This window comes from Alkaliphilus flagellatus (assembly GCF_018919215.1).
Lineage (GTDB): Bacteria > Bacillota > Clostridia > Peptostreptococcales > Natronincolaceae > Alkaliphilus_B > Alkaliphilus_B flagellatus.
Genome location: NZ_JAHLQK010000002.1, coordinates 517,604 through 538,574 on the forward strand (window position 1 = coordinate 517,604; position 20,971 = coordinate 538,574).

A 20,971-nucleotide genomic window follows, 5' to 3' on the forward strand; every position below is an offset into this window, starting at 1 on the left:
AGCCCTAATTTTTTTATAGGGAGAGATAAATATGCTTAAACCAAAGGCACTGAAATTAGGTGATATGATAGGGGTAATAGCACCTTCCAGTCCAACTACTGAAGCCAATGTGAAGCTAGCGAAGGAGCAATTAGAAGGGTTAGGTTTTAATGTGAAATTAGCACCTAGCTGTTATGCTACCCATGGATATTTAGCTGGTACAGATCAGTTAAGGGCAGACGATCTAAATAACATGTTCTCTAATAAAGAAATAAAAGGGATTGTGTGCCTAAGGGGAGGCTATGGGGCTCCTAGAATACTAAATAAGATAGACTTTGAACTAATTAAAGCAAATCCAAAGGTATTTGTAGGATATAGTGATATTACAGCTTTGCATATGGCTATAAATCAAATTAGCAATTTAGTAACTTTTCATGGTCCTATGGCATCTTCGGACATTGCAGAGGGGTTAGATGATTTTTCCAAGAAGGAATTTTTAAGAGCTATTATGGAACCACAGCCAATGGGGAACATACTTAATCCAAAAGATAAGAATATGCAGTGCCTTGTAGGCGGAAAAGCTAGGGGAGTAATTATTGGGGGAAATCTATCTCTAGTGACAGCTACAATAGGAACTACCTATGAGATTGATACAAAGGGAAAGATCTTATTTTTAGAAGAAATAGGAGAAGAGCCTTATAAAGTAGATAGGATGCTTACTCAACTAGCTTTAGCAGGAAAGCTTAAGGATGCAGCTGGTATTATTCTTGGAGATTGGAATGACTGTGAATCTACAAAGCACTACGAAAGTTTAAGTTTAATGGAAGTTTTTCAAGAGATTATAGTTCCTTACGGAAGACCAACTATTTTTGATCTAAAAGCAGGACACTGTACGCCGAAAGTAACACTTCCTTTTGGCGTAAATGCATGCTTAGACGCATATGAATGTAAGCTTACCATAGAAGAGAGTGGATTAATATAATGAAAAAAGTCCATTCAGTATTACTTGAAGCAGAAAAAATAAAGGATTGGATGGTTGAAATTAGACGAGATTTTCATATGAATCCCGAGTTAGGTATGGAAGAATTTCGAACAAGAGATAAAATTGTTGAATATCTACAGGAAATGGGAATTGAGTATATAACAGGAGTAGCAGGAACTGGTATCCTAGGTATAATACGAGGTAGAGAAGATGGAAAAACCATTGCACTTAGGGCTGATATGGATGCATTACCTATTCAAGATGAAAAAGCTGTGCCTTATCGTTCTACTGTTCCAGGGAAAATGCATGCTTGTGGACATGATGCTCATATGGCTGTTCTTTTAGGAGCCGCAAGGATTCTTAAGGGAAAGCAGGAACAGTTAAAAGGAAATGTGAAATTATTTTTTCAGCCAGCAGAAGAAACCGTTGGAGGTGCCAAACCTATGATTGAAGCTGGTGTAATGGAAGAGCCTAGGGTAGATGCAGTTCTAGGATTACATGTAACTCCAGAGATACCAGCAGGAGAAATTGGAATAAAATATGGTCAAATGAATGCCTCATCAGATTCTATTAAGATTATTCTTCATGGGAAAAGTAGTCATGGAGCCTACCCCCAAGATGGGGTCGATACTATAATGATGGCTGGTCAAGTACTTACATCTCTACAAACTATTGTGAGTAGAAATGTGGACCCTAGAAGCTCTGCCGTAGTAACCATAGGTACTATTAATGGAGGAACACAAGGTAATATAATAGCTGACAAGGTAGAGCTAGTTGGTACAGTAAGAACCTTAGATTCTGATACTAGGTCTCTAGTAATAAGTAGGATAGAGGAAATTGTAACCAAGGTCGCTGAAGCTATGGGCGGCAGTGCACAATTTATTCGAGAAGAAGGTTACACAGCACTAATTAATACAGATAAAATTGTAGATATTGTAAAGGCAAATGCAGAAAAAGTTCTAGGATTAGATAAGGTGCATGTGCTTAAACAAGCAAGTTTAGGTGTGGAAGATTTCGCATACTTTGCTAAAGAATCTCCCTCAGCTTTCTATAGGCTGGGGTGTAGGAACTATAAAAAAGGAATTATACATGATGCCCATTATTGTCTCTTCGATATAGATGAAGACTGTCTAGTGATAGGTGCGGCGTTACAGGTACAAAATGTCTTATCGCTTTTGGAGGAAGAGCAATGGAGTTATTAAAGAAAAAAATTTTGAAATTTATAGAAAAAATAGAGGGTAAAGTAGCAGTTTATATTAAGGATATGAACACTGGAGAAAGCATATGTATTCAAGAGAAAGAAAGGTTTCATGCAGCTAGTATGATTAAAATACCAATACTTTTAGAGGCATTAAGACAGGTAGAAGAGGGTGCCTTAAAGTTAACTAATAAGTTTCAAGTAGATGATACGGATAAGGTAGGAGGGTGCGGGGTATTGTCTATATTACACCAAGGCATTGAATTAACCCTAGACGATCTTCTACATCTTATGATTGATATTAGTGATAATACAGCAACTAATATGCTCATTGATATTTTAGGAAAAGATAAGGTAAATGATACTTTAACAAAACTAGGAGTAGAAAACACTTATCTAGCCCGGAAGTTAATGATAACTATGCCTAGTATCTATAGCTATACTACTGCTGAAGACATGGGAATACTATTTGAAAAGCTAGTTAAATTTGAAGGGTTAGGCAAGTCTTCTATTGATAAAGCAATAGAGATTTTATTGGCTCAGCAGTTGAACGATAGACTTTCACAAAAATTAGATTGCTGTGGGAGCTGCGGTTATAGAGTTGGATATGAAAATATATGTTCAGAATGTGGTGCTGCTATGAGTGATGTAGATGCAGTACCGGTAAAATTTGCACATAAAACTGGGGAGATTATTGGAGTTGTACATGATGGAGGTATTTTATATATAGGAGATACTACTGTTGTAATAGTAGTACTCACAAAAGATCTAAAAAGAAATTCAGATGGATATGATCTTTTATCTAATATTGGATTAGAAGTTTATCAATATTACACACAATCAAAGTAGGAAGGGGGTGTCTAGATAGATGCCTCCTTTAGTTGTTAGCTTATAAATCATTATTATGTATAATAAGCAATTGTTATTATCAGTATAAGCTAATACTATATTATAATCAGTTGGAAAGATAGGATACGTATTTGATTTTTATACATGCGAATGTTAAAATATTATCAATCAATATGTAAATTTGTCTAGGCCGAGTTAAGTAAATTTACGCGGATTTATAACCATATGAAAAGATTCTTGATTTCATTATGAAGGAGTAGAGTAAATGAAGAAAAAACTAACCTTAAAAATTTCGGGAATGCATTGTCAAAACTGTAGTGAAAGAATCAAAAATGTTGTTAGTGGCATGTCAACTGAAGAACTAGAAGTTTCATACGAAAAAGAACAATTAGTATGTCTAACAGATGATGCAGATGAAATAATAGCAGCTATCAACAAAATGGGCTATGCTGCCGAAGTAGTAGAGGCTGGTAAGAATGGTAGCAAAAGGTATAAGGGTGTATTGGTTGCTTTGTTAATCCTTCTTGGCTTCTATGTAATTATAAGAAATACCGTTGGTTTTAATAATATTCCACAGCTTCAAGAACGGGTTAGTTATCCAATACTATTTATAATGGGTGTAATAACCTCACTGCATTGTCTTTCTATGTGTGGAGGTATTGTACTTTCTCAAAGTATGGCTTTTAAGGATCCTATCAAATCTACTTTTTTATATAATATTGGAAGAGTCGTTGCCTACACAACTGTAGGAGGAATTGTAGGGGGTATAGGATCTGTAGTTAGTTTTTCACCTATGTTAAGAGGCTATATTACTATTTTTGCTGGTGGTTTTATGATTCTTATGGGCTTAAGTATGTTGCAACCATTTTCATTTCTTAGAAGATATGTTAAGCTTCCTAGCATTTGTAATACATCAAAATTTCGTCAAAATAGTAATACACCACTATTTATTGGATTAGCTACTGGACTTATGCCATGTGGGCCATTACAAACAATGCAGCTATATGCTCTTGGAACAGGAAGTGTGCTAAAGGGAGCATTAGCGATGTTTGTTTTCAGTATAGGAACAGTTCCATTAATGCTTGGCTTAGGCACTATCAGTGGTTATATAAGCAATGGGCTTAACAGGAGATTATTGAAGCTAAGTGCAGTGTTGGTCATGGTTTTGGGTCTTATAATTATTAATAGAGGATTGGCATTACAAGGGAAAAGAACATTAGCTAGCATTATTGTCCCAAAGCAAACTGTATCTGAGGTTATGCTTCCTGAAATAATTAACGAATTTCAGGTAATAACAACATATGCCAATAATAATGGTTATGAACCGAACTTTTTTATACTTGAGAAAGGCAAACCTGTAAACTGGGTTGTTAGAGGAGATTCTATAAATGGATGTAACAATGAAATTGTTATTCCTGAATTAAACATTAAGCAAGGAATTAAGGAAGGTTATAATGTTATTAAATTTACCCCAGAATCGGAGGGAGAAATAGCATTTAGTTGCTGGATGGGTATGCTAGATGGCAGTTTTATAATTGTAGATGATATTAACAATATTCCTAATAATATTAATGCTGTACCACCAACACCTGTTAAGTGTTGTACAGACTGATTCACATATTTGTAAAAAATGCGATCCGTTGGATCGCATTTTTTATATTTGGGCTTAAAACTTACTGTTATTTATTCTTTTCAATAACAAGATTATCATCATAGCTAACCCAATCACTATAGCCACCTACATACAGCTTTGGATTCAGTCCAACTTCCTCCATAAACAGAATATTAACTGTTCCAGTTATACCCGAACCACAATGTACAATTACTTCTTCAAATTTTTTCAGAGGTTCAAAATAATTTATTAAATCTTCTATACACATTATTTTTCCATCAGATACTAAATTCATCCAAGGATAGTTTAATGCATTAGGAATGTGTCCTGCTACCCTATCAATTGGTTCAACCTCACCAGAATATCTTTCTGATGCTCGTGAGTCAATTATAGCTGTACTATTAGAATCAATAGCTGCTTTTACATATCTCATATCTACTTGCATAGAATGATCTACATTTAAACTTAAAGAATTAGATGGCTCAGGCTTTACTACTTCGCTGGTTACTTCAAGATTGTTATCAAGCCACTTCTTCATACCGCCTTCTAGAATAAATACATCACTTTTTCCGATATATTTTAAAAGCCACCATAGTCTTCCAGCTATTGCTAGGTCACCATTATCATATATTACTATTATAGAATCATCATTTACACCTAACATTTTCATATCTTCTATGAATTTTTCCATATTTGGAAGTGGGTGCCTACCGCCATGGATACCTAATTCACCTGTCATAGTTTCTTCAAGATTAACAAATTGAGCTCCTCTAATATGACTTTTTTTATATTCCCTAAAACCAAGATCAGGCTCATTTAGATCTCCTCGAACATCTAATATAATCAAACCTTCTTTTGATAAATTGTCTATTAACCATTGTTGAGATACAATATTTTTCATGTTTGCCTCCATAATATTTATTGTTTTTTTAAGCTAAATAGCTATTATGATTAGATTATACCCTCTTACTGTATTGTCTAACTTCAAAAAATTAAAGAAGAAATATTTACTTTGTTCCATTAAAATATATTACATAATTTTCACAAAATTTCGTGTTGAAATGTGATAATATTATAGTTGAAAAATTTAAGGGAGTGATCTATTTGGTAAAAATAAATGCTGCTCGTTTAGTTAAGTCTGAGGACTTAAATCATCATGGAACATTGTTTGCAGGTAGAATGGCAGAATGGTTTGTTGAAAATTGCTTTATTTGTGGTGCTAAAGAAACAGAAAAACCGGAAAACATAGTATGTATAAAGATTCATGGACTATCCTTTAATTCTCCTGTTAGAAAGGGAGATATTATAAATATGGAAAGCTATATTGCTAAGGCGGGAAGAACAAGTTTTACGGTCTATGGAAAAGTAACTAAAAATAATTCAGGTGAGTTAATATCTGATGGTTTTATAACTTTTGTGTTTATAGATAATAATGGTAAGTCCATCCCTCATAATATAGTACTTGATGAAAATGTAGATATGGAAGAGATAAAAGTAAGAGAGAGAGCTTTAAAGCTGTAATTAAATAAATTAGTCTAACTAAGAATCAATTGGATATTTAAGTTTTAAAAATAAAATGAGAAAAAACTAAGTAAAGGTTCTTTCTCATTTTATTTTTAGGAATAGTATTTATATAAATAACTGCATATCAGATTCTAATGCATCACTTAAATAAGTCTTTGCATCAATTACTTCTAATTCTGGGATTAGTTCTTCCTCCTTAAAGCCCATAATATCCATTGATAACTTACAACCACAGAAACGAACTCCTTTCTTTCTAGCTCCATTTAAGAAGTCTATTAAACGAGGTGCTTCATTATCATTTATCATGTCTAACATCATCTCTTTCCCTATACCACTAAAATTCATTTTAGATAGAGGTAATTGTTCGGCTCCTTTAGGTGTCATCGCACTAAACATTTTTTCATACATTGTTTTATTATCCATTGTAACTTTTTCAGGTTCTCTCAATAAACATAGTCCCCAAAATGCAAAGAACATAGTTACCTCTACATCCATTTCCTTTGCAGAGTTGGCTAATATTAATGCAGCCATTGCTTTGTCATATTCTCCACTAAACATAAGTATATTTATCTTTTTATTTTCCAAGCGTATGCCTCCTTCAAATAATCCATAGCAGTAGTTATTTTGTTTTAGTATCTTTAACTCTTATTCTAATCAAAGTTCAGGATTTTATTTATAAGGCATAGAAAAATATAAAATTTCTTAATATATACTTTTGTATAATATGTTTTAACAGAGGTTTTATTAGTTTAAAAAGCTTGAATAGAGATCTTTTTTATATCTTTCAAAATAAAATTTTCTGTTTAAGGAAATGTGGTAAAGAGCTTTTACCAAGGTGTTTATCTCTTCTATGGTGTTATAGATCCCGAAGCTAATTCTTACCATTCCAGGAATGGGTAGGTTACTATTTCCTATATATTTTTTCGTGTCCTCTGGGGATATGTTTAGTAATCTTTGTATATAAGGCTGTGCGCAGAAACATCCATTTCTTACTGCAATACCAAACTCATGGGAAAGAATATTTGCAACTATTGAATGGTGTAGCCCTTTAATATTAAATGGAATAATACTCACACTTTCTCCTCTCTTTATTGGATTATGATATAACTCAACATAAGGTATGTTTTGGAGACTGTCTATTGCATGATCTGTTAACATTCTCTCATAATTTTCTATATTATGCATACCTAGTTCATTTAAAAGTTTAATAGCCCCTGTTATAGCTAAAACCCCCATAATATTAGGTGTTCCAGCCTCTTCTCTTTCCGGTGGGTCAAGCCATTCTATATGGTCATGTGTAACTATTTTTACGGTTCCTCCTCCAGGATAATCAGGAGGACTTTTCATAAAAGTTGCTTTAGGTCCAATTAAAACACCTGTACCAAAGGGGGCATACATCTTATGACCAGAGAAAACAAGATAATCTATGTGCTCTGGGCTATCAAAAGATTTCATATCTACGGGGGCATGAGGTACTAGTTGAGCACCGTCTACTAATATTTTAGATCCATGACTATGGGCTAATTCTGCAATTTTATGAATAGGGTTAATATATCCAGTTACATTGGAAGCACCAGTAACGGTAACTAACCTTACTTTGCCATCATATTTTACTAGTTTAGATTTTAGATCTTCCATAGATAGCTGTCCATATTTATCTATAGATATGTAGTCCATTTTATATTTCCCTCTCCAGGGCAAATCATTTGAATGATGTTCCATACAAGTAGATAGAACTACTCCGTCTTTATATAGAGGAAGTAATTTATTAGATAGTTTATTGATAGCTTCTGTTGCGTTTTTTACAAATATTATTGAATGATGGTCTATATTTGCTCCTACAAACTCAGCTATTACATTTCGTGCATCATCGTAGAGTTTGGAAGAAACTTGAGACTTATATCCTGCACCACGATGTATAGAAGAATACCATGGAGAAAATTTAACAATCTCGTTCATTACATGGTTAAAAGGTGGTGTAGTTGCAGCATTATCAAAATTTATAGCAGTTGTATATGTTTGATCAGTCAGAGGTATATTTGTATCTACACCTACAACCAAATCTCTAAAGTGATAAAAAGAATTTATATATTCCATTTAACATCACCGCCTAAAAAATATTTACTGTTTTATTTTATGCTAGAGATGAGAATAAGTGATTGAAGAAAAGAAAATTAAAAACCCTCTGCTATTGTACTAACACATAGCGAGGGCAGTGTAATTTTGATGGACTATTAAGATAAAAATAGTGGAGGCACTTTACAAGACTTTACTTCTATTTCTTTCCATACATCTCCCTTAACATATGGTTCAATCTTTAACCATTCATCAAGTTCTTCTCTCGTTGGAAAATCTACAATTAGAATAGAACCAATCATCTTTTCATTATCATCTAATATGGCAGCAGCATATAAAAACTTTTTTTCTTTTTTCATATAATCCATAAGTTTAATGTGTTCGTCACGAGCTGCAAGACGTCTTTCTAGTGCTGCTTCATCTGTTCCATCATAACCGGTAACTATAAATTGCAAAAAACCTCACATCCTTTTTTCTGTAGTTTAAGTACTAATTCAGCATATTATTAGCTGTATCAATTATATTCTATATTAATCTATTCTTTCCTTTTATTTTTAAGATATAAATTAATCTGTTGTGCTAGTTAAATCTTAAATATATCAAAAATACTATGATGATTTTCTCACTATTAAAAATTGAGTAGCTTAAAGTAAGTAATTTCAATATGAAAAATTAACTAGCACAACAAGTTAAATTATACCTAATTTATTTGATATATTTTATCGAAAGTCAAATCGAATGTAAATATGGACTTTTAATTTTTATAGGAGTATAATATAGTTGTCATGACAACTAAGGTGGTGATATAGATGGAATTTAATTTAGATGATTCATTGGGTTTTATTCTAAATAGGTTAAATGCAAAACTTAAAAATGAATTGTTTCAACGGTTAAAGGAATATGACGTTACACCAGAGCAATGGTCTATACTTAACTGTTTATGGGTAGAAGAAGGTGTTACTCCTAAAGAGTTGGCAGATATCATCTTTAAAGATAAGCCAAACACTAATCGTATTCTTGAAAAATTGCAAATGAAAGAATTGATTGTTAGAAATCCTCATCCAGTAGATAAAAGAGCCTTTCAAATCTTTTTGACTGAACGTGGCTGGGCATTAAAGGATAAATTAATTCCTATAGTTACGCAATTGTTGGAGGAAGCAACGATAGGAATAGAAAAAAGTAAACTCCTAGATATGAAAAAGCTATTAAATCAAATATATTATAATCTTAAGTAATTTTTTTATCATCTTAGTTGTCATGACAACTAAGATGATAAATCTGCATATATAACATTATATTTAAAAGAGAGTGAGGAAAATAATGTGGAAAGTTCTTTAGTTAAAAGTTTAGGTTTGAATTATGAACCAGTAGCTGTTTTGCTTAGCAATGAAAAGCCAGAAGGAGCACTTCAGGGGAAAGAAGGGCAGAGAAGTTGCACAATTCCATTATTTATTGCAGCTGCAAAAGGAAAAACATCAGTTTTTGAGCGTAAAACTGTAGTATGTCCTGGTGGTAAAGCAGGATTAGGGTTTGGACAATTTCCTAATTACCCAGGTGGAATTGAATACTTTTTGACAGTTGGTAAAGAAGGTAAATTTGGGGGGGAAGGATATATGAGAAATCCAGAACTAGGAGATGACTTTGTTAAGTGTCTACCAATAACTGATATTCCATATCAGTATGTCATCTTTAAACCGTTATCACAAATTGATATTGCTAAAGAAAATCCTGAAATAATTATATTTTACGTTAATCCTAATCAGTTATCAGCTCTTACGGTACTTGCAAATTATTATAGACCTGGATATGAAAATGTGATGATACCATTTTCATCAGGATGTCAGTCTCTTTTTCTTCTTCCTTATGCTGAATCTAAGAAGGAAAACTCGAGAGCAGTAGTGGGATTGATTGATATTACAGTACGTCCTATGATCGAAGCTGATATGATATCATTTTCTGTTCCTTACAAGATGTTTCTGGACATGGAGGAAAGTGTAGAGGGAAGTTTCTTGGAGAAACACTTATGGCACAGAGTAATGGCGAGAATGAAAAAGGTAAACAAAATATAATTAATCTGTTGTGCTAGTTAAATCTTAAATATATCAAAAATACTATGATGATTTTCTCACTATTAAAAATTGAGTAGCTTAAAGTAAGTAATTTCAATATGAAAAATTAACTGGCACAACAAGTTAAATTAGTAAATCTTTAGTTTTTTATTCCTCAGTTCTTGGTTTTATAGGATCACATTTTGGGCTTTCTATCTCTGTAACTTGAGCTAATTTTGTTACAGCGTAGCATTCTTCACGGGCCATATGGTCTAACATTAAAGCAGATAGAGTACCTAAGACCTTATGATCTAATTCTAATGCTTCTAGTTCTCGTAAGAATTTTTTAAATACAAGGAGCTCTTCTTCTACTTGATGATTAAATCTTGTAAAGGCTGGAAATTTATCGGTACCTGTTCTCATATATCCTGCCATTTCTACGGCCTTAATATAAAGCTGTTCAAATCGTGTAGTAAACTTTTGACTTTTTTTGCTCAGTTCCTTTTCAACCATATCAAGATCTCCAGCCACTCCTGCAGAATGTCCTGCGGCATCTAATAGCCATATCATATGATAATCAATAGGTCTTGTAATGGGCACCTGCTTCATTGTAAGAAAACATAGAATTCTTATATACTCTTCAACTTCGTTAACCATATGATTAATAAATGTTGGAGGTAAACTAATTTTTATATTTTCTAGTAAATGTCTTTTAATAATATGTAACTTAAAAATACGAATTTCTTGAGCATATTGATAAGCCTGATCTGTAAGATGGCTTAAGGCAGAGCCTTGTGGCAATTTTCTCGCTTCCTCTAATAGTTGGTCAAATATACAAATGAAGTATTGTGCTCTCTGAATTTCCTGTAATTCTTGGGGAGATAATGCATCAAAAATAAACCGTGCATGGTCACCTAAAACCTGTAACCAAAATTGATGCTCAAATAATGCAATATTTTCATAATGTATAACAGATTCCTTATCCAAATCTTAAACCTCCTTCATTTTATACTCTTTTAATATATGAATTCTAAATACTCATTAGAATGGGAAATAAATTACTATGACAACAAATTACTCAATTACCTTAAAGTAATAAGAGTTGGGTGAGTAAGAGATTATTCAGAGGCTTGGACTATAAAAAATACCCTTATAGTGTATACACCATAAGGGTTGATTTTAGATTACAACGATATTTATATATAGTTTTTATTTTACTTCAACAATCCATCCTTCTGGAGCTTCAACATCACCAAATTGAATACCACAAAGAGTTTCGTATAATTTTTTAGTAACAGGGCCTACTTCAGTTTCGCTATGGAATACGTGAAGATTTCCTTTATACTCTATTCCACCAATTGGAGTAATAACTGCAGCTGTACCACATGCTCCAGCTTCTTTAAATTCATCAAGTTTGTCAACCAATACATCTCTTTCTTCTACTTCTAAACCTAAATATTCCTTAGCTACGTGCATTAGAGAGTATTTAGTAATACTAGGTAATATAGATGGTGATTTTGGTGTTACAAACTTATTATCTTTAGTTATACCGAAAAAGTTAGCTGCACCTACCTCTTCGATTTTTGTATGGGTTGCAGGATCTAGGTAAATACAATCTGCAAAGCCTTTATCAACTGCCATTTTATGAGGCATAAGACTACCTGCATAGTTACCACCTACTTTAGCGGCACCTGTGCCGTATGGAGCAGCCCTATCATAATCTGATATAGTAAAGTTTACTGGAGCCATACCACCTTTAAAATAAGGGCCTACTGGTGAGCAGAAAATACAGAATATGAACTCTGGAGCTGGTCTTACACCTAGGTTATCTCCAACACCTATAACGAATGGACGTAGATATAGAGTCGCACCAGTTCCATAAGGTGGAACATAGGCTTCATTAGCCTTAACTAGTTGAATACAAGCATCAATGAATTTTTCCTCAGGTATTTCTGGCATTAGAATACGTCTACAACTTTCGTTCATTCTTTTAGAGTTACGATCAGGTCTAAAAAGTTGAATTTTACCATCTTTTGTTCTGTAAGCTTTCATTCCTTCAAAACATTGTTGGCCGTAGTGAAGAGCTGTAGAAGCTTCACTAATAGTTAATGTGTTGTCTTCTACTAGTTTACCTTCATCCCATTTACCATCTGACCATTTGGATACATATCTTAAATCAGTTTTTATGTATGCAAATCCTAGTTTACTCCAATCGATATCCATAATTTTACTCATTAGTGTTCCTCCCTATAATAAATTAATCTAGACTTTCTAATTATATTATAAAAGGTTTATTAGTAATTTACAAATTAAATTTATATTATCTACAAAAGGTTTATTAGTAATTCACAAATTTGATTCATATTATCTACTTTTATAAAATGATATATATGATGATTCATTTATACTTAAACCAATAGTAATTAATAATGATATAAACACACTTTCAAGAAAAATTCTGGAATGATATACTATAGTTAGAACAAAATAAACAAATTATGGGAAAATGTGATGTGAAAGGGGATAGATTTTAGATGTTGTGGTGGAGAGAAAATTTAGCAACAGGTATAAAGAGGATAGATGATCAGCATAAGGGTATTTTTGAAAAGACCGAAAAAGTTCTTTCTTTAGATTCATCATCAGATAAAAAAGCTGTTAACGATACTTTTATTTTCCTAATGAATTATTGTGTTAATCATTTTAGCGAAGAGGAACAAGCTATGTTAGAGTATGGATATAAAGGCTTCAAACATCATAGAGAGCAGCATAATTATTTTATTGAGGAACTTTATAAAATTCATACAGATGTTAAAACCAATGGTATAAACGAAGATGCATTGGACTCATTGAAGGTATTGGTAATAGATTGGTTAGCAAATCATATTAGCGAGGAAGATAAAAAATTCGCTGATTCTATAAATTAGTTTTAAAATAGCTTATTTAAAACCAAGGGATATATAACAATTGCCCTTGGTTTTAATAAACACTAGATAAGTTTAACAATATCAAACATACTACTAAGCACAGGCCAATTTTGTGGTGCTGATAACCCTAAAGCCCAGTAGCTGACACCTCTTAGATTGTATTCATTAACTAAGTTGTATTTAGCTTGGAAGCTTCTAGCATCGTCATACCAAACAACGTGTTGGCGTCCTGATGTATCAACATAGTTGAAAAATGGGGCTTGAAACAGGGTATCATATTGTATAGTGGCACCGTACCGTGCAGCCAATTGTAATGCCTCTCTGTAATCCACTAGATTAGCTCTGTCACCTGATACAAATGGTAGGGTCCAGTCAAAGCCATAAAAAGGAATTCCCATCAATATTTTTTCTCTTGGAATAACCGTAACTGCATAGTCTAAAACCTTTCTTATTTCATTAACAGGTGCTACTGCCATAGGTGGACAAGCTACACATCCCCAATCATAGGTCATAATTATTACAAAATCTAATATTTCACCTTGAGCTTTATAATCATGTCCGCCCCACCATTCTCCTGTGGTGATATCATAGGTTTTAGGCACGAGGGCACTAGATACGGGATAGTTATACTGATGAAAGAAATTAACAGCATTTCTTAAAAAATCATTATATAACTGTCTATCTTCAGGAAATAATCTTTCAAAGTTAATATTTAGTCCATAATATCCCTTAGTTATCATAATATTAAGTACATTATTAAAAAGTATATTTTGTAATTCCTGACTAATGAAAATTGCATGGGCCAAAGCTGGATCGAAATTAGCCTCTCCCTCGTTACTAATACTAAGCAAAGGTGCAACGCCATAGTTTTTAGATGTGGTTACAATTGCATCATCATTTAGAGGCTTTAAGCTACCATCTCTATTTACTACATAGCTTGATGGAGTAATATAGGTTAAATAAGTACCTACTTCATTAACTACACTTGTATCAGCTTCTGGTGTATTTGGTACAATATAACCATTTACTTCTATTGATCTACGGCGAATACTTATTGGCGGAATGACTAATATCATACCTGGATAAATTAAATCTGAGCTATTTAGGTTGTTAAAGCTGGCAATAGCTGCAGGGGGTATACCAAACTTTCTGCCAATGCTGAAAAGGGTATCCCCAGGCTGAACTGAATATAATACTTGATCTGCGATAATTACTAGAGACTGACCGATTATTAGATTAGGAAGGTTTTCTAACCCATTGTCTTTTATAAGTTGCTCTATACTTATTCCATATAAATTTGCTACAGACCATATGGTATCCCCCGGTTGTACTATATGAATATACATACATCCACTCTCCTTTTTGATATATTAATCAGTATATTCAATAGCATAGCAAGATGCCTTCATATATGCACAAGAAAATATAAAGTTTATAACCTCTGCTGGTTTTTATTTTTTTATATATTATAAAAAGGAATTATACTGAAAAAATAGAAAGAATAATTATATGACGTAGTATTAATAGTGAGAGCTATAATACGAAAATTCTATACTATAAGGAGAAAGTGCTATGGCGAAGAAAAAGCAACAATCGGAAACTGTTGGATTTATTGAGCTTTATAAAAAAGGGAAGCTTAACTACATTATAAGATATGGAGTTTTAAGCTGGGGAGTAAGTGTTACAATTATTGTTAGAATATTAATAGGCTTTGTCAATTATAAGTTAGACTTGCAAAAGGTATTTTCAAGTCTATTTTCTGTAGATACAGTTTATACATTAATAACATTCTCTATATTCGGCGCCATTTGGGGTAGAATAATGTGGGGATGGTTAGAGAAGGAAGTACAAAGACTTGAGAGCAAAACAGGTAAAAAAAATAGTAACAAAACTATGGATAGTAAAAATCATAAAAAATAATATAATTTAAAATCGTTGACCAAAAATTTTCCTAATAGTATAATTAGTAGTTAAAAACTTGAGAATAAACTACATAGGAAAAATAGATAGGAGAGATAAAATGGGAAAGGTTCAATTAATTGCCACGGCAACATTTGGATTAGAGGCTGTAGTAGCTAGGGAAGTAAAAAACTTAGGATATGAAGATGTGACCGTAGAAAATGGAAAGGTGATTTTTACAGCAGATGAGTCTGCTATTTGTAGAGCAAACCTTTGGCTTAGGTCGGCAGATCGTGTCTTATTAAAGGTAGGGGAGTTTAAGGCATTAACCTTCGATGAGTTATTTGAAAAAACAAAGGCACTTCCATGGGGAGATATAATACCTGAGAATGCTATATTCCCTGTTAATGGAAAGTCTATTAACTCTAAGCTTTCCAGTGTACCAGATTGCCAAGCTATTGTTAAAAAGGCAGTGGTAGAAAAAATGAAGCAAAAATACAAGAAAGAATGGTTTGAAGAAAGTGGAGCTACATACTCTATTGAAGTAGCACTATTAAAGGATGTGGCTACTTTAACTATCGATACTACTGGAACGGGATTACATAAAAGAGGATATAGAACCCTATCAAATAAAGCTCCATTAAAGGAAACTTTGGCGGCGGCTCTTATTATGCTAAGTTACTGGAATCCTGACAGAGTACTTATAGATCCATTCTGTGGTTCCGGTACAATTCCAATAGAGGCAGCTTTAATTGGAAAAAATATTGCTCCAGGTATGAATAGAAACTTTGCTTCTGAGGAATGGGGAATGGTTTCTAAAGAGTTATGGAGAAATGCGAGAAAAGAAACCCACGACTTAGCTCAGTATGACCGTCCTTTAAGAATATACGGATCGGATGTTGACGGCGAGGTATTAAGTATAGCTAGATACCATGCTAGAGAAGCTGGTGTAGATGAAGATGTTCATTTCCAAAAACTAGGTGTAGCTGATTTAAGATCTAGATTTGATTATGGATGTATAATAACTAACCCACCTTACGGAGAGCGTATAGGTGAGAGAGAAGAGGTAGAAGAGCTATATAAAACTATGGGTAAGGTTTTTGGTCAGATGGATACATGGTCTAAATATGTAATTACTTCTCACGATGGATTTGAACAATTATTTGGTAAAAAGGCAGATAGAAGAAGAAAACTTTATAACGGAAGACTTGAGTGCCAATATTATCAATATCAAGGACCGAGACCACCTAGAAGAGAAGAGTAATACTTACTTTTAGATTATTTAATTTGTTAGATTATTAAAAAAATCTTGATTTCTTGACTATGATGATATACAATGGTCTAAACAGAATATTCTAACTATTGAACTACTGCTTGTTTATCTTGATGTCACAAAACATTGCCGTAAACAAAGCTCAGTAAATGAAATTTATCATTTATTGGGCTTTGTTTGTTTTTTTGGCGATGATGATTTTCTTATAAGAAAGGGGGTCATAGTAATCAATATAGTGGTGAAAATAAATGAATATATTAAGGGGGATTAATTGTATGATTACTAGTGGGTTTACTTATTTGTCATTTATTATATTTTTTGCAGGATTAGTAGTGTGGACTGAGAAAAAGTCAGACAATAAAATTTTTAAATATGTACCTGCAGTTGTAATGATTTATTTTATTGCTATGTTGCTTTCTACTTTTGGTCTATGGCAAAAAACAGATGATGTAAATATGTATTATTCAGCGGCTAAGAATAACTTATTACCGGCTATGATATTTCTAATGTTGTTAAGATGTGATTTACGAAAAATTATAAAACTAGGACCTAAAATGCTATTAGGATTTTTTTCAGCATCAATTAGTATTGGAATAGGATTTATAGTTACTTATATTATTTTTAAAGGAATGTACGAGGCAGATACTTGGAAAGCCTTTGCAGCATTAGCTGGCAGTTGGATGGGTGGTACTGGAAATATGGTTGCTGTTCAAGGGGCTTTAAATTTACCAGACTCTTCCCTTGGATATACTCTTTTAATGGATTCTATTAACTACGCAGTATGGGTAATGATGTTATTAGCATGTGTACCTTATTCTAAGAAATTTAATAAATGGACTAAGTCAAGTTCAGCTATTCTTGATGAGGTAGCAGAAGAATTAGCTAGTACAGATGAAAATACTAGAAAGAATATAGAGTTTGCGGATATGATTTTACTCTTAGGAACTAGTTTATTTGTCTCTGCAATAGCAATGTTTGTATCAAACAAATTACCAAGTGGAGATTTTCTATCACCTTCAACATGGACAGTTATTATAGTTACTGTACTGGGCATTTTATTTGCGATGACTCCCTTATCTAAAGTACCTGGTTCCTCTCAGATTTCTAATGTAATGCTATATATAATAGTAGGCCTTATTGCTTCTAGAGCTAACTTTGCAGAATTAACCCAAGCGCCTTTATATATTATTTCTGGATTTCTTATTTTAGCAGTACATGCAATTGTATTAGCTTTAGCTGCTAAATTATTTAAACTAGATTTATTTACTTGTGGAGTTGCAAGTTTAGCTAATATTGGTGGTGTGGCATCAGCACCAATTCTGGCTGCATCCTATAGTGAGGCACTTATTCCAATTGGGGTTCTAATGGCCATGATGGGTTATATTATAGGTACCGGTGGAGGTTTGATTGTAGGAAGAATTTTATCGATTTTATAGTTAAGCTAAAAGGAAAATCTACAATATATATAGAAATAGATAGCTATCAAAGATAAATAATAATTTCTAGAGAGGCTATAATCCAAATAGTACTTAAGAATTATTATATATCAATCATATATTAAGTTAAGGAAGTGATTTTATGTATGATAGAAATACAGTATATATTGTAGGAAATGCAAGGACCACCAATGATAATGCTATAACTCAAAATTTTAATTCTTTTTTTATTGGATTCGTAGTAGATAGAACTACTGGAAAAATAGTAGATGTAAGTTGTTCTGCAACTATTAGTACTACTGAAAAATTCATTGCTAGCCTATTTTTAGGGAAGACCCTTAAATATTTTGATGAAAATTTGGAAGAAGAAATAAAGGATAGATATTTTGGATCTTCCCAGAAAGCTATTATTGTTGCATATAAAGATGGAATAAAGAAATATAATGAGGCAATATGTAAAAAATCTTAAAAATATTACTAGTTGAATTTTTCAGGGGATAAAGCTCATTAAAATGAGTCAATAGATATATTAGGAAATGGGGGACACAAAATGAAAATAGTAGATATTAAATTAGGCCACATATCAATTCCCTTGAAAAAGCCTTTTAAAACTGCATTAAGAACTGTAAATAGTGTAGAGGATGTTGTAGTTAAAATAATTACAGATACTGGTCATGTAGGATATGGAGAAGCACCACCTACTGGAGTTATTACTGGAGATACTACGGGAGCTATTAAAGGAGCAATAGAAGATCATATTAAAAAGCATATAGTGGGTTTAGACATAGCTAACCTTGAAGAAATCATGATTAGGCTAGAAAAATCCTTAGTTAAAAACTCTAGTGCTAAGGCAGCTGTGGATATCGCACTATACGACCTGTTTGGACAGCTACATAACGCACCTTTGTATAAGCTTTTAGGTGGATATAGAAAAGAAATTATAACTGATATTACAATTAGTGTAAATGATCCAGAAGAGATGGCAAAAGATAGCTTAGAAGCAGTAAATTTGGGTTACAAAACATTGAAGATAAAGGTTGGAAAGGATGCAAATCTTGATATTAAGAGGATGGAAGCTATACGAAAAGCTGTAGGCTATAATATAGACCTGCGAATAGATGCTAACCAAGGTTGGAGGCCTAAGGAGGCTATTTATACTCTAAGGAAGATGGAGGATGCAGGACTTAATATTGAGTTTGTAGAGCAGCCTGTATTAGCCCATGACTTTGAGGGACTTAAGATGGTAACAGACAACGTATTTATACCCGTATTAGCTGATGAAAGTGTTTTTTCTCCAAGGGATGCTATTAAAATAATGGAGATGAGGGCTGCAGATCTTGTTAATATTAAATTAATGAAGGCTGGGGGAATACACAATGCCCTCAAAATATGCGCAGCAGCAGAAACCTATGGAGTAGAGTGTATGATCGGCTGTATGCTAGAAAGTAAAATAAGTGTAACAGCAGCAGTTCACTTAGCGGCAGCAAAGAGTATAATTACTAAAATCGATTTAGATGGGCCAGTACTATGTAGCGAAGATCCTGTAGAAGGTGGAGCAATATTTGATGAATATAAAATAACTTTAACCGATGATCCAGGACTTGGATTTAAGGATGTTCGAGGGGTTAAATATTAATAGAAGATAGAATGAAGGGGCTGTCTCAAAATGATTAAAAATCATTTTGAGACAGCCCCTTCATATATGTACCTTTTATGTCACTTTATGTCACTTTGTCGTGCCTGTATAAGTCTCAATCATCTAATATACCGCTATTAATATGATCCGTTCCCCAATGACTCATTGCATCCAAGATTGGCTTCAATGTTTGACCAAGTTCTGTAAGAGAGTATTCAACTCTTGGTGGAACCTCAGGATAAACTTTTCTTCGAATAAGTCGATCGGTCTCCATTTGTCGCAGCTGTTGTGTAAGCATCTTCTGACTTATTCCTTTAATTCCCTTGTTAAGTTCGCTAAATCTTTGAGTACCGCTATTCATTAGATTTCTAAGAATAAGCACCTTCCATTTGTGCCCAATCAAGTTGACTGTATGCTCAATAGGGCATGATTTATCACATGACATTTTACTATCTCCTTTACTTATTATATAATACTTACTTTATAGTTAGTATAGCACTAAATAGTGCCTACTTGCAATAAGAAAGTAAGGGCCTTACAATATAATTAAGTTGTAATAGTCTAGTTATATTAAATATTGACTACGATTTTTACACAAGATATTTATGAAAGGAGAAATAATTATATGAATAAAATCAACATAGGGGACATACTTGATTTTGCATCTGAAAGGAGTGCGCGCAAAGCTATTTTTAAAGAAGGGCAGCTTGACGTGGGACTTCTGCTTTACGGGCCTAGCCAAACGACACCAGATCATAAGCATACGGATATTGATGAGGTTTTCTATGTTATTTCTGGTGAAGGAACTATAACAATAAATAACGAAGATTTCATAATAAGTGAAAAAGATATTATTTTATCTCCCAAGGGAGAAACTCATGGATTTAATAACACCAGCTCATCGAATTGGGTTGTACTCCAAATTAAGATAACCAGTTAATTCAATATTAACCGTGTAATTCAAAAAACTTGGAAGTAATTACTTCTAGTATGGAGGTAGATTAAATGTTTAAACGTATAGACCATGTTGCATTTGCTGTAAAGGACAGACAAAAATCAATTGATTTTTATGAGAAATATTTCGGCTTTAGGAAATATTTTGAACATGATGTTCCAGGCATGCCAGAAATTGAAAAAGTAGTTTATCTTCAATTGGGAGATACTGTTTTAGAATTTGAGCACTGGACAAAAGAAAAGAAAAATAGTGGATTTCATTTTTGTCTTGTTAGCAATGACTTTGATGCTGATTATCAAAGACTTAAGAATGCAGGTGTTCCGGTTGTGACCGAACCTCATATTCCCACTCCAAGAGTACCGCAAGAAATTGGTTGGAAAAGAGTAATTTTTAAAGGACCTGATGGTGAACTTATCGAATTTAGAGGTTAATTTGTTAGGTATGCATTAGAAAAAGCTAGACTGAAAAATAAGTGGTCCATGGTTTTCATTCCTTTTATTTCAATCGGAATCTAATTAATTATTTAAATAAAAGGGGCTATGTCACAATAAAAAGTGAGATAGTCCCTTATTTTATTTCC

23 protein-coding genes are annotated in these 20,971 nt (G+C 33.1%); 15 read left to right on the top strand and 8 right to left on the bottom strand.

Annotated features, from left to right (window positions below; all coding sequences use genetic code 11):
* The first annotated feature begins 31 nt into the window (after positions 1–31).
* The 4 genes from KQI88_RS07340 to KQI88_RS07355 all read left to right on the top strand — a co-directional run bounded on the left by KQI88_RS07340 (position 32) and on the right by KQI88_RS07355 (position 4,620).
* Entirely contained in the window at positions 32–961 is a 930-nt protein-coding gene (locus KQI88_RS07340) for a S66 peptidase family protein (protein WP_216415782.1), read from the top strand.
* Positions 961–2,163 carry a M20 metallopeptidase family protein gene (locus tag KQI88_RS07345; RefSeq protein ID WP_216415784.1) on the top strand — a complete coding sequence of 401 codons (1,203 nt, stop codon included), beginning with the start codon at positions 961–963 and terminating at the stop codon, positions 2,161–2,163. Before KQI88_RS07340 ends, KQI88_RS07345 begins: the two co-directional genes overlap by 1 nt.
* Complete coding sequence (locus tag KQI88_RS07350; RefSeq protein WP_216415786.1) at positions 2,151–3,008, top strand: serine hydrolase; 858 nt, start codon at positions 2,151–2,153, stop codon at positions 3,006–3,008. Before KQI88_RS07345 ends, KQI88_RS07350 begins: the two co-directional genes overlap by 13 nt.
* A 265-nt stretch (positions 3,009–3,273) precedes the next feature.
* Complete coding sequence (locus KQI88_RS07355; RefSeq protein WP_216415788.1) at positions 3,274–4,620, top strand: urease accessory protein UreH domain-containing protein; 1,347 nt, start codon at positions 3,274–3,276, stop codon at positions 4,618–4,620.
* Between the two features lie 67 nt (positions 4,621–4,687).
* Here KQI88_RS07355 and KQI88_RS07360 read toward each other — a convergent pair whose 3' ends face one another.
* The gene (locus KQI88_RS07360) at positions 4,688–5,521 is read right to left on the bottom strand and encodes a sulfurtransferase (protein ID WP_216415790.1); all 834 of its coding nucleotides are present in this window, start codon (positions 5,519–5,521) and stop codon (positions 4,688–4,690) included.
* A gap of 194 nt (positions 5,522–5,715) precedes the next feature.
* Here KQI88_RS07360 and KQI88_RS07365 point away from each other — a divergent pair, with 194 nt between their 5' ends.
* Positions 5,716–6,141 (top strand): acyl-CoA thioesterase, encoded by a 426-nt coding sequence (locus KQI88_RS07365; protein WP_334300599.1) that lies wholly within the window; start codon positions 5,716–5,718, stop codon positions 6,139–6,141.
* Between the two features lie 108 nt (positions 6,142–6,249).
* Here the strand turns inward: KQI88_RS07365 and KQI88_RS07370 are convergent, their stop codons facing one another.
* The 3 genes from KQI88_RS07370 to KQI88_RS07380 all read right to left on the bottom strand — a co-directional run bounded on the left by KQI88_RS07370 (position 6,250) and on the right by KQI88_RS07380 (position 8,675).
* On the bottom strand, positions 6,250–6,729 hold the full coding sequence (locus tag KQI88_RS07370; RefSeq protein ID WP_216415794.1) for a DsrE/DsrF/DrsH-like family protein: 480 nt from the start codon (positions 6,727–6,729) through the stop codon (positions 6,250–6,252).
* A 159-nt stretch (positions 6,730–6,888) separates the two neighbouring features.
* Positions 6,889–8,241 carry an aminotransferase class V-fold PLP-dependent enzyme gene (locus KQI88_RS07375; RefSeq protein ID WP_216415796.1) on the bottom strand — a complete coding sequence of 451 codons (1,353 nt, stop codon included), beginning with the start codon at positions 8,239–8,241 and terminating at the stop codon, positions 6,889–6,891.
* Positions 8,242–8,378: 137 nt separating this feature from the next.
* Positions 8,379–8,675 (bottom strand): YciI family protein, encoded by a 297-nt coding sequence (locus tag KQI88_RS07380; protein ID WP_216415797.1) that lies wholly within the window; start codon positions 8,673–8,675, stop codon positions 8,379–8,381.
* A gap of 354 nt (positions 8,676–9,029) precedes the next feature.
* On the opposite strand from KQI88_RS07380, the gene KQI88_RS07385 reads away from it, so the two are divergent.
* Both KQI88_RS07385 and KQI88_RS07390 read left to right on the top strand, forming a co-directional pair.
* Entirely contained in the window at positions 9,030–9,455 is a 426-nt protein-coding gene (locus KQI88_RS07385) for a MarR family winged helix-turn-helix transcriptional regulator (RefSeq protein WP_216415798.1), read from the top strand.
* 87 nt (positions 9,456–9,542) lie between these two features.
* Entirely contained in the window at positions 9,543–10,289 is a 747-nt protein-coding gene (locus KQI88_RS07390; RefSeq protein ID WP_216415801.1) for a DUF169 domain-containing protein, read from the top strand.
* 147 nt (positions 10,290–10,436) lie between these two features.
* On the opposite strand, the gene KQI88_RS07395 is transcribed toward KQI88_RS07390, so the two are convergent.
* Both KQI88_RS07395 and KQI88_RS07400 read right to left on the bottom strand, forming a co-directional pair.
* The gene (locus KQI88_RS07395; protein ID WP_216415803.1) at positions 10,437–11,255 is read right to left on the bottom strand and encodes a DUF2935 domain-containing protein; all 819 of its coding nucleotides are present in this window, start codon (positions 11,253–11,255) and stop codon (positions 10,437–10,439) included.
* A 222-nt stretch (positions 11,256–11,477) separates the two neighbouring features.
* Positions 11,478–12,503 (bottom strand): branched-chain amino acid aminotransferase, encoded by a 1,026-nt coding sequence (locus tag KQI88_RS07400; protein WP_216415805.1) that lies wholly within the window; start codon positions 12,501–12,503, stop codon positions 11,478–11,480.
* Positions 12,504–12,802: 299 nt separating this feature from the next.
* On the opposite strand from KQI88_RS07400, the gene KQI88_RS07405 reads away from it, so the two are divergent.
* On the top strand, positions 12,803–13,192 hold the full coding sequence (locus KQI88_RS07405; RefSeq protein WP_216415807.1) for a bacteriohemerythrin: 390 nt from the start codon (positions 12,803–12,805) through the stop codon (positions 13,190–13,192).
* Between the two features lie 62 nt (positions 13,193–13,254).
* On the opposite strand, the gene KQI88_RS07410 is transcribed toward KQI88_RS07405, so the two are convergent.
* Positions 13,255–14,538, bottom strand: a complete 1,284-nt coding sequence (locus tag KQI88_RS07410; RefSeq protein ID WP_216415809.1) for a LysM peptidoglycan-binding domain-containing protein — start codon at positions 14,536–14,538, stop codon at positions 13,255–13,257.
* A 226-nt stretch (positions 14,539–14,764) separates the two neighbouring features.
* Between KQI88_RS07410 and KQI88_RS07415 the strand changes: the two genes are divergently transcribed.
* From KQI88_RS07415 to KQI88_RS07435, 5 genes are all read left to right on the top strand, one after another.
* Complete coding sequence (locus KQI88_RS07415; RefSeq protein WP_216415811.1) at positions 14,765–15,112, top strand: hypothetical protein; 348 nt, start codon at positions 14,765–14,767, stop codon at positions 15,110–15,112.
* A 100-nt stretch (positions 15,113–15,212) separates the two neighbouring features.
* On the top strand, positions 15,213–16,355 hold the full coding sequence (locus tag KQI88_RS07420; protein ID WP_216415813.1) for a THUMP domain-containing class I SAM-dependent RNA methyltransferase: 1,143 nt from the start codon (positions 15,213–15,215) through the stop codon (positions 16,353–16,355).
* A gap of 284 nt (positions 16,356–16,639) precedes the next feature.
* Positions 16,640–17,800, top strand: a complete 1,161-nt coding sequence (locus KQI88_RS07425; RefSeq protein WP_216415814.1) for a DUF819 family protein — start codon at positions 16,640–16,642, stop codon at positions 17,798–17,800.
* Positions 17,801–17,942: 142 nt separating this feature from the next.
* Positions 17,943–18,269, top strand: a complete 327-nt coding sequence (locus KQI88_RS07430) for a DUF3870 domain-containing protein (protein ID WP_216415816.1) — start codon at positions 17,943–17,945, stop codon at positions 18,267–18,269.
* A gap of 81 nt (positions 18,270–18,350) precedes the next feature.
* Positions 18,351–19,436: a dipeptide epimerase gene (locus tag KQI88_RS07435; RefSeq protein WP_216415818.1), complete on the top strand. Its 1,086-nt coding sequence runs from the start codon at positions 18,351–18,353 to the stop codon at positions 19,434–19,436.
* A 115-nt stretch (positions 19,437–19,551) separates the two neighbouring features.
* Here KQI88_RS07435 and KQI88_RS07440 read toward each other — a convergent pair whose 3' ends face one another.
* A complete protein-coding gene (locus tag KQI88_RS07440) occupies positions 19,552–19,881 on the bottom strand; it encodes a winged helix-turn-helix transcriptional regulator (protein ID WP_216415819.1) in 330 nt (109 codons plus the stop codon).
* Between the two features lie 180 nt (positions 19,882–20,061).
* Here KQI88_RS07440 and KQI88_RS07445 point away from each other — a divergent pair, with 180 nt between their 5' ends.
* Both KQI88_RS07445 and KQI88_RS07450 read left to right on the top strand, forming a co-directional pair.
* Positions 20,062–20,376, top strand: coding sequence for a cupin domain-containing protein (locus tag KQI88_RS07445; protein ID WP_216415821.1), 315 nt, complete (start codon positions 20,062–20,064; stop codon positions 20,374–20,376).
* 65 nt (positions 20,377–20,441) lie between these two features.
* Complete coding sequence (locus tag KQI88_RS07450; protein ID WP_216415823.1) at positions 20,442–20,822, top strand: VOC family protein; 381 nt, start codon at positions 20,442–20,444, stop codon at positions 20,820–20,822.
* The last annotated feature ends 149 nt before the right edge of the window (positions 20,823–20,971 follow it).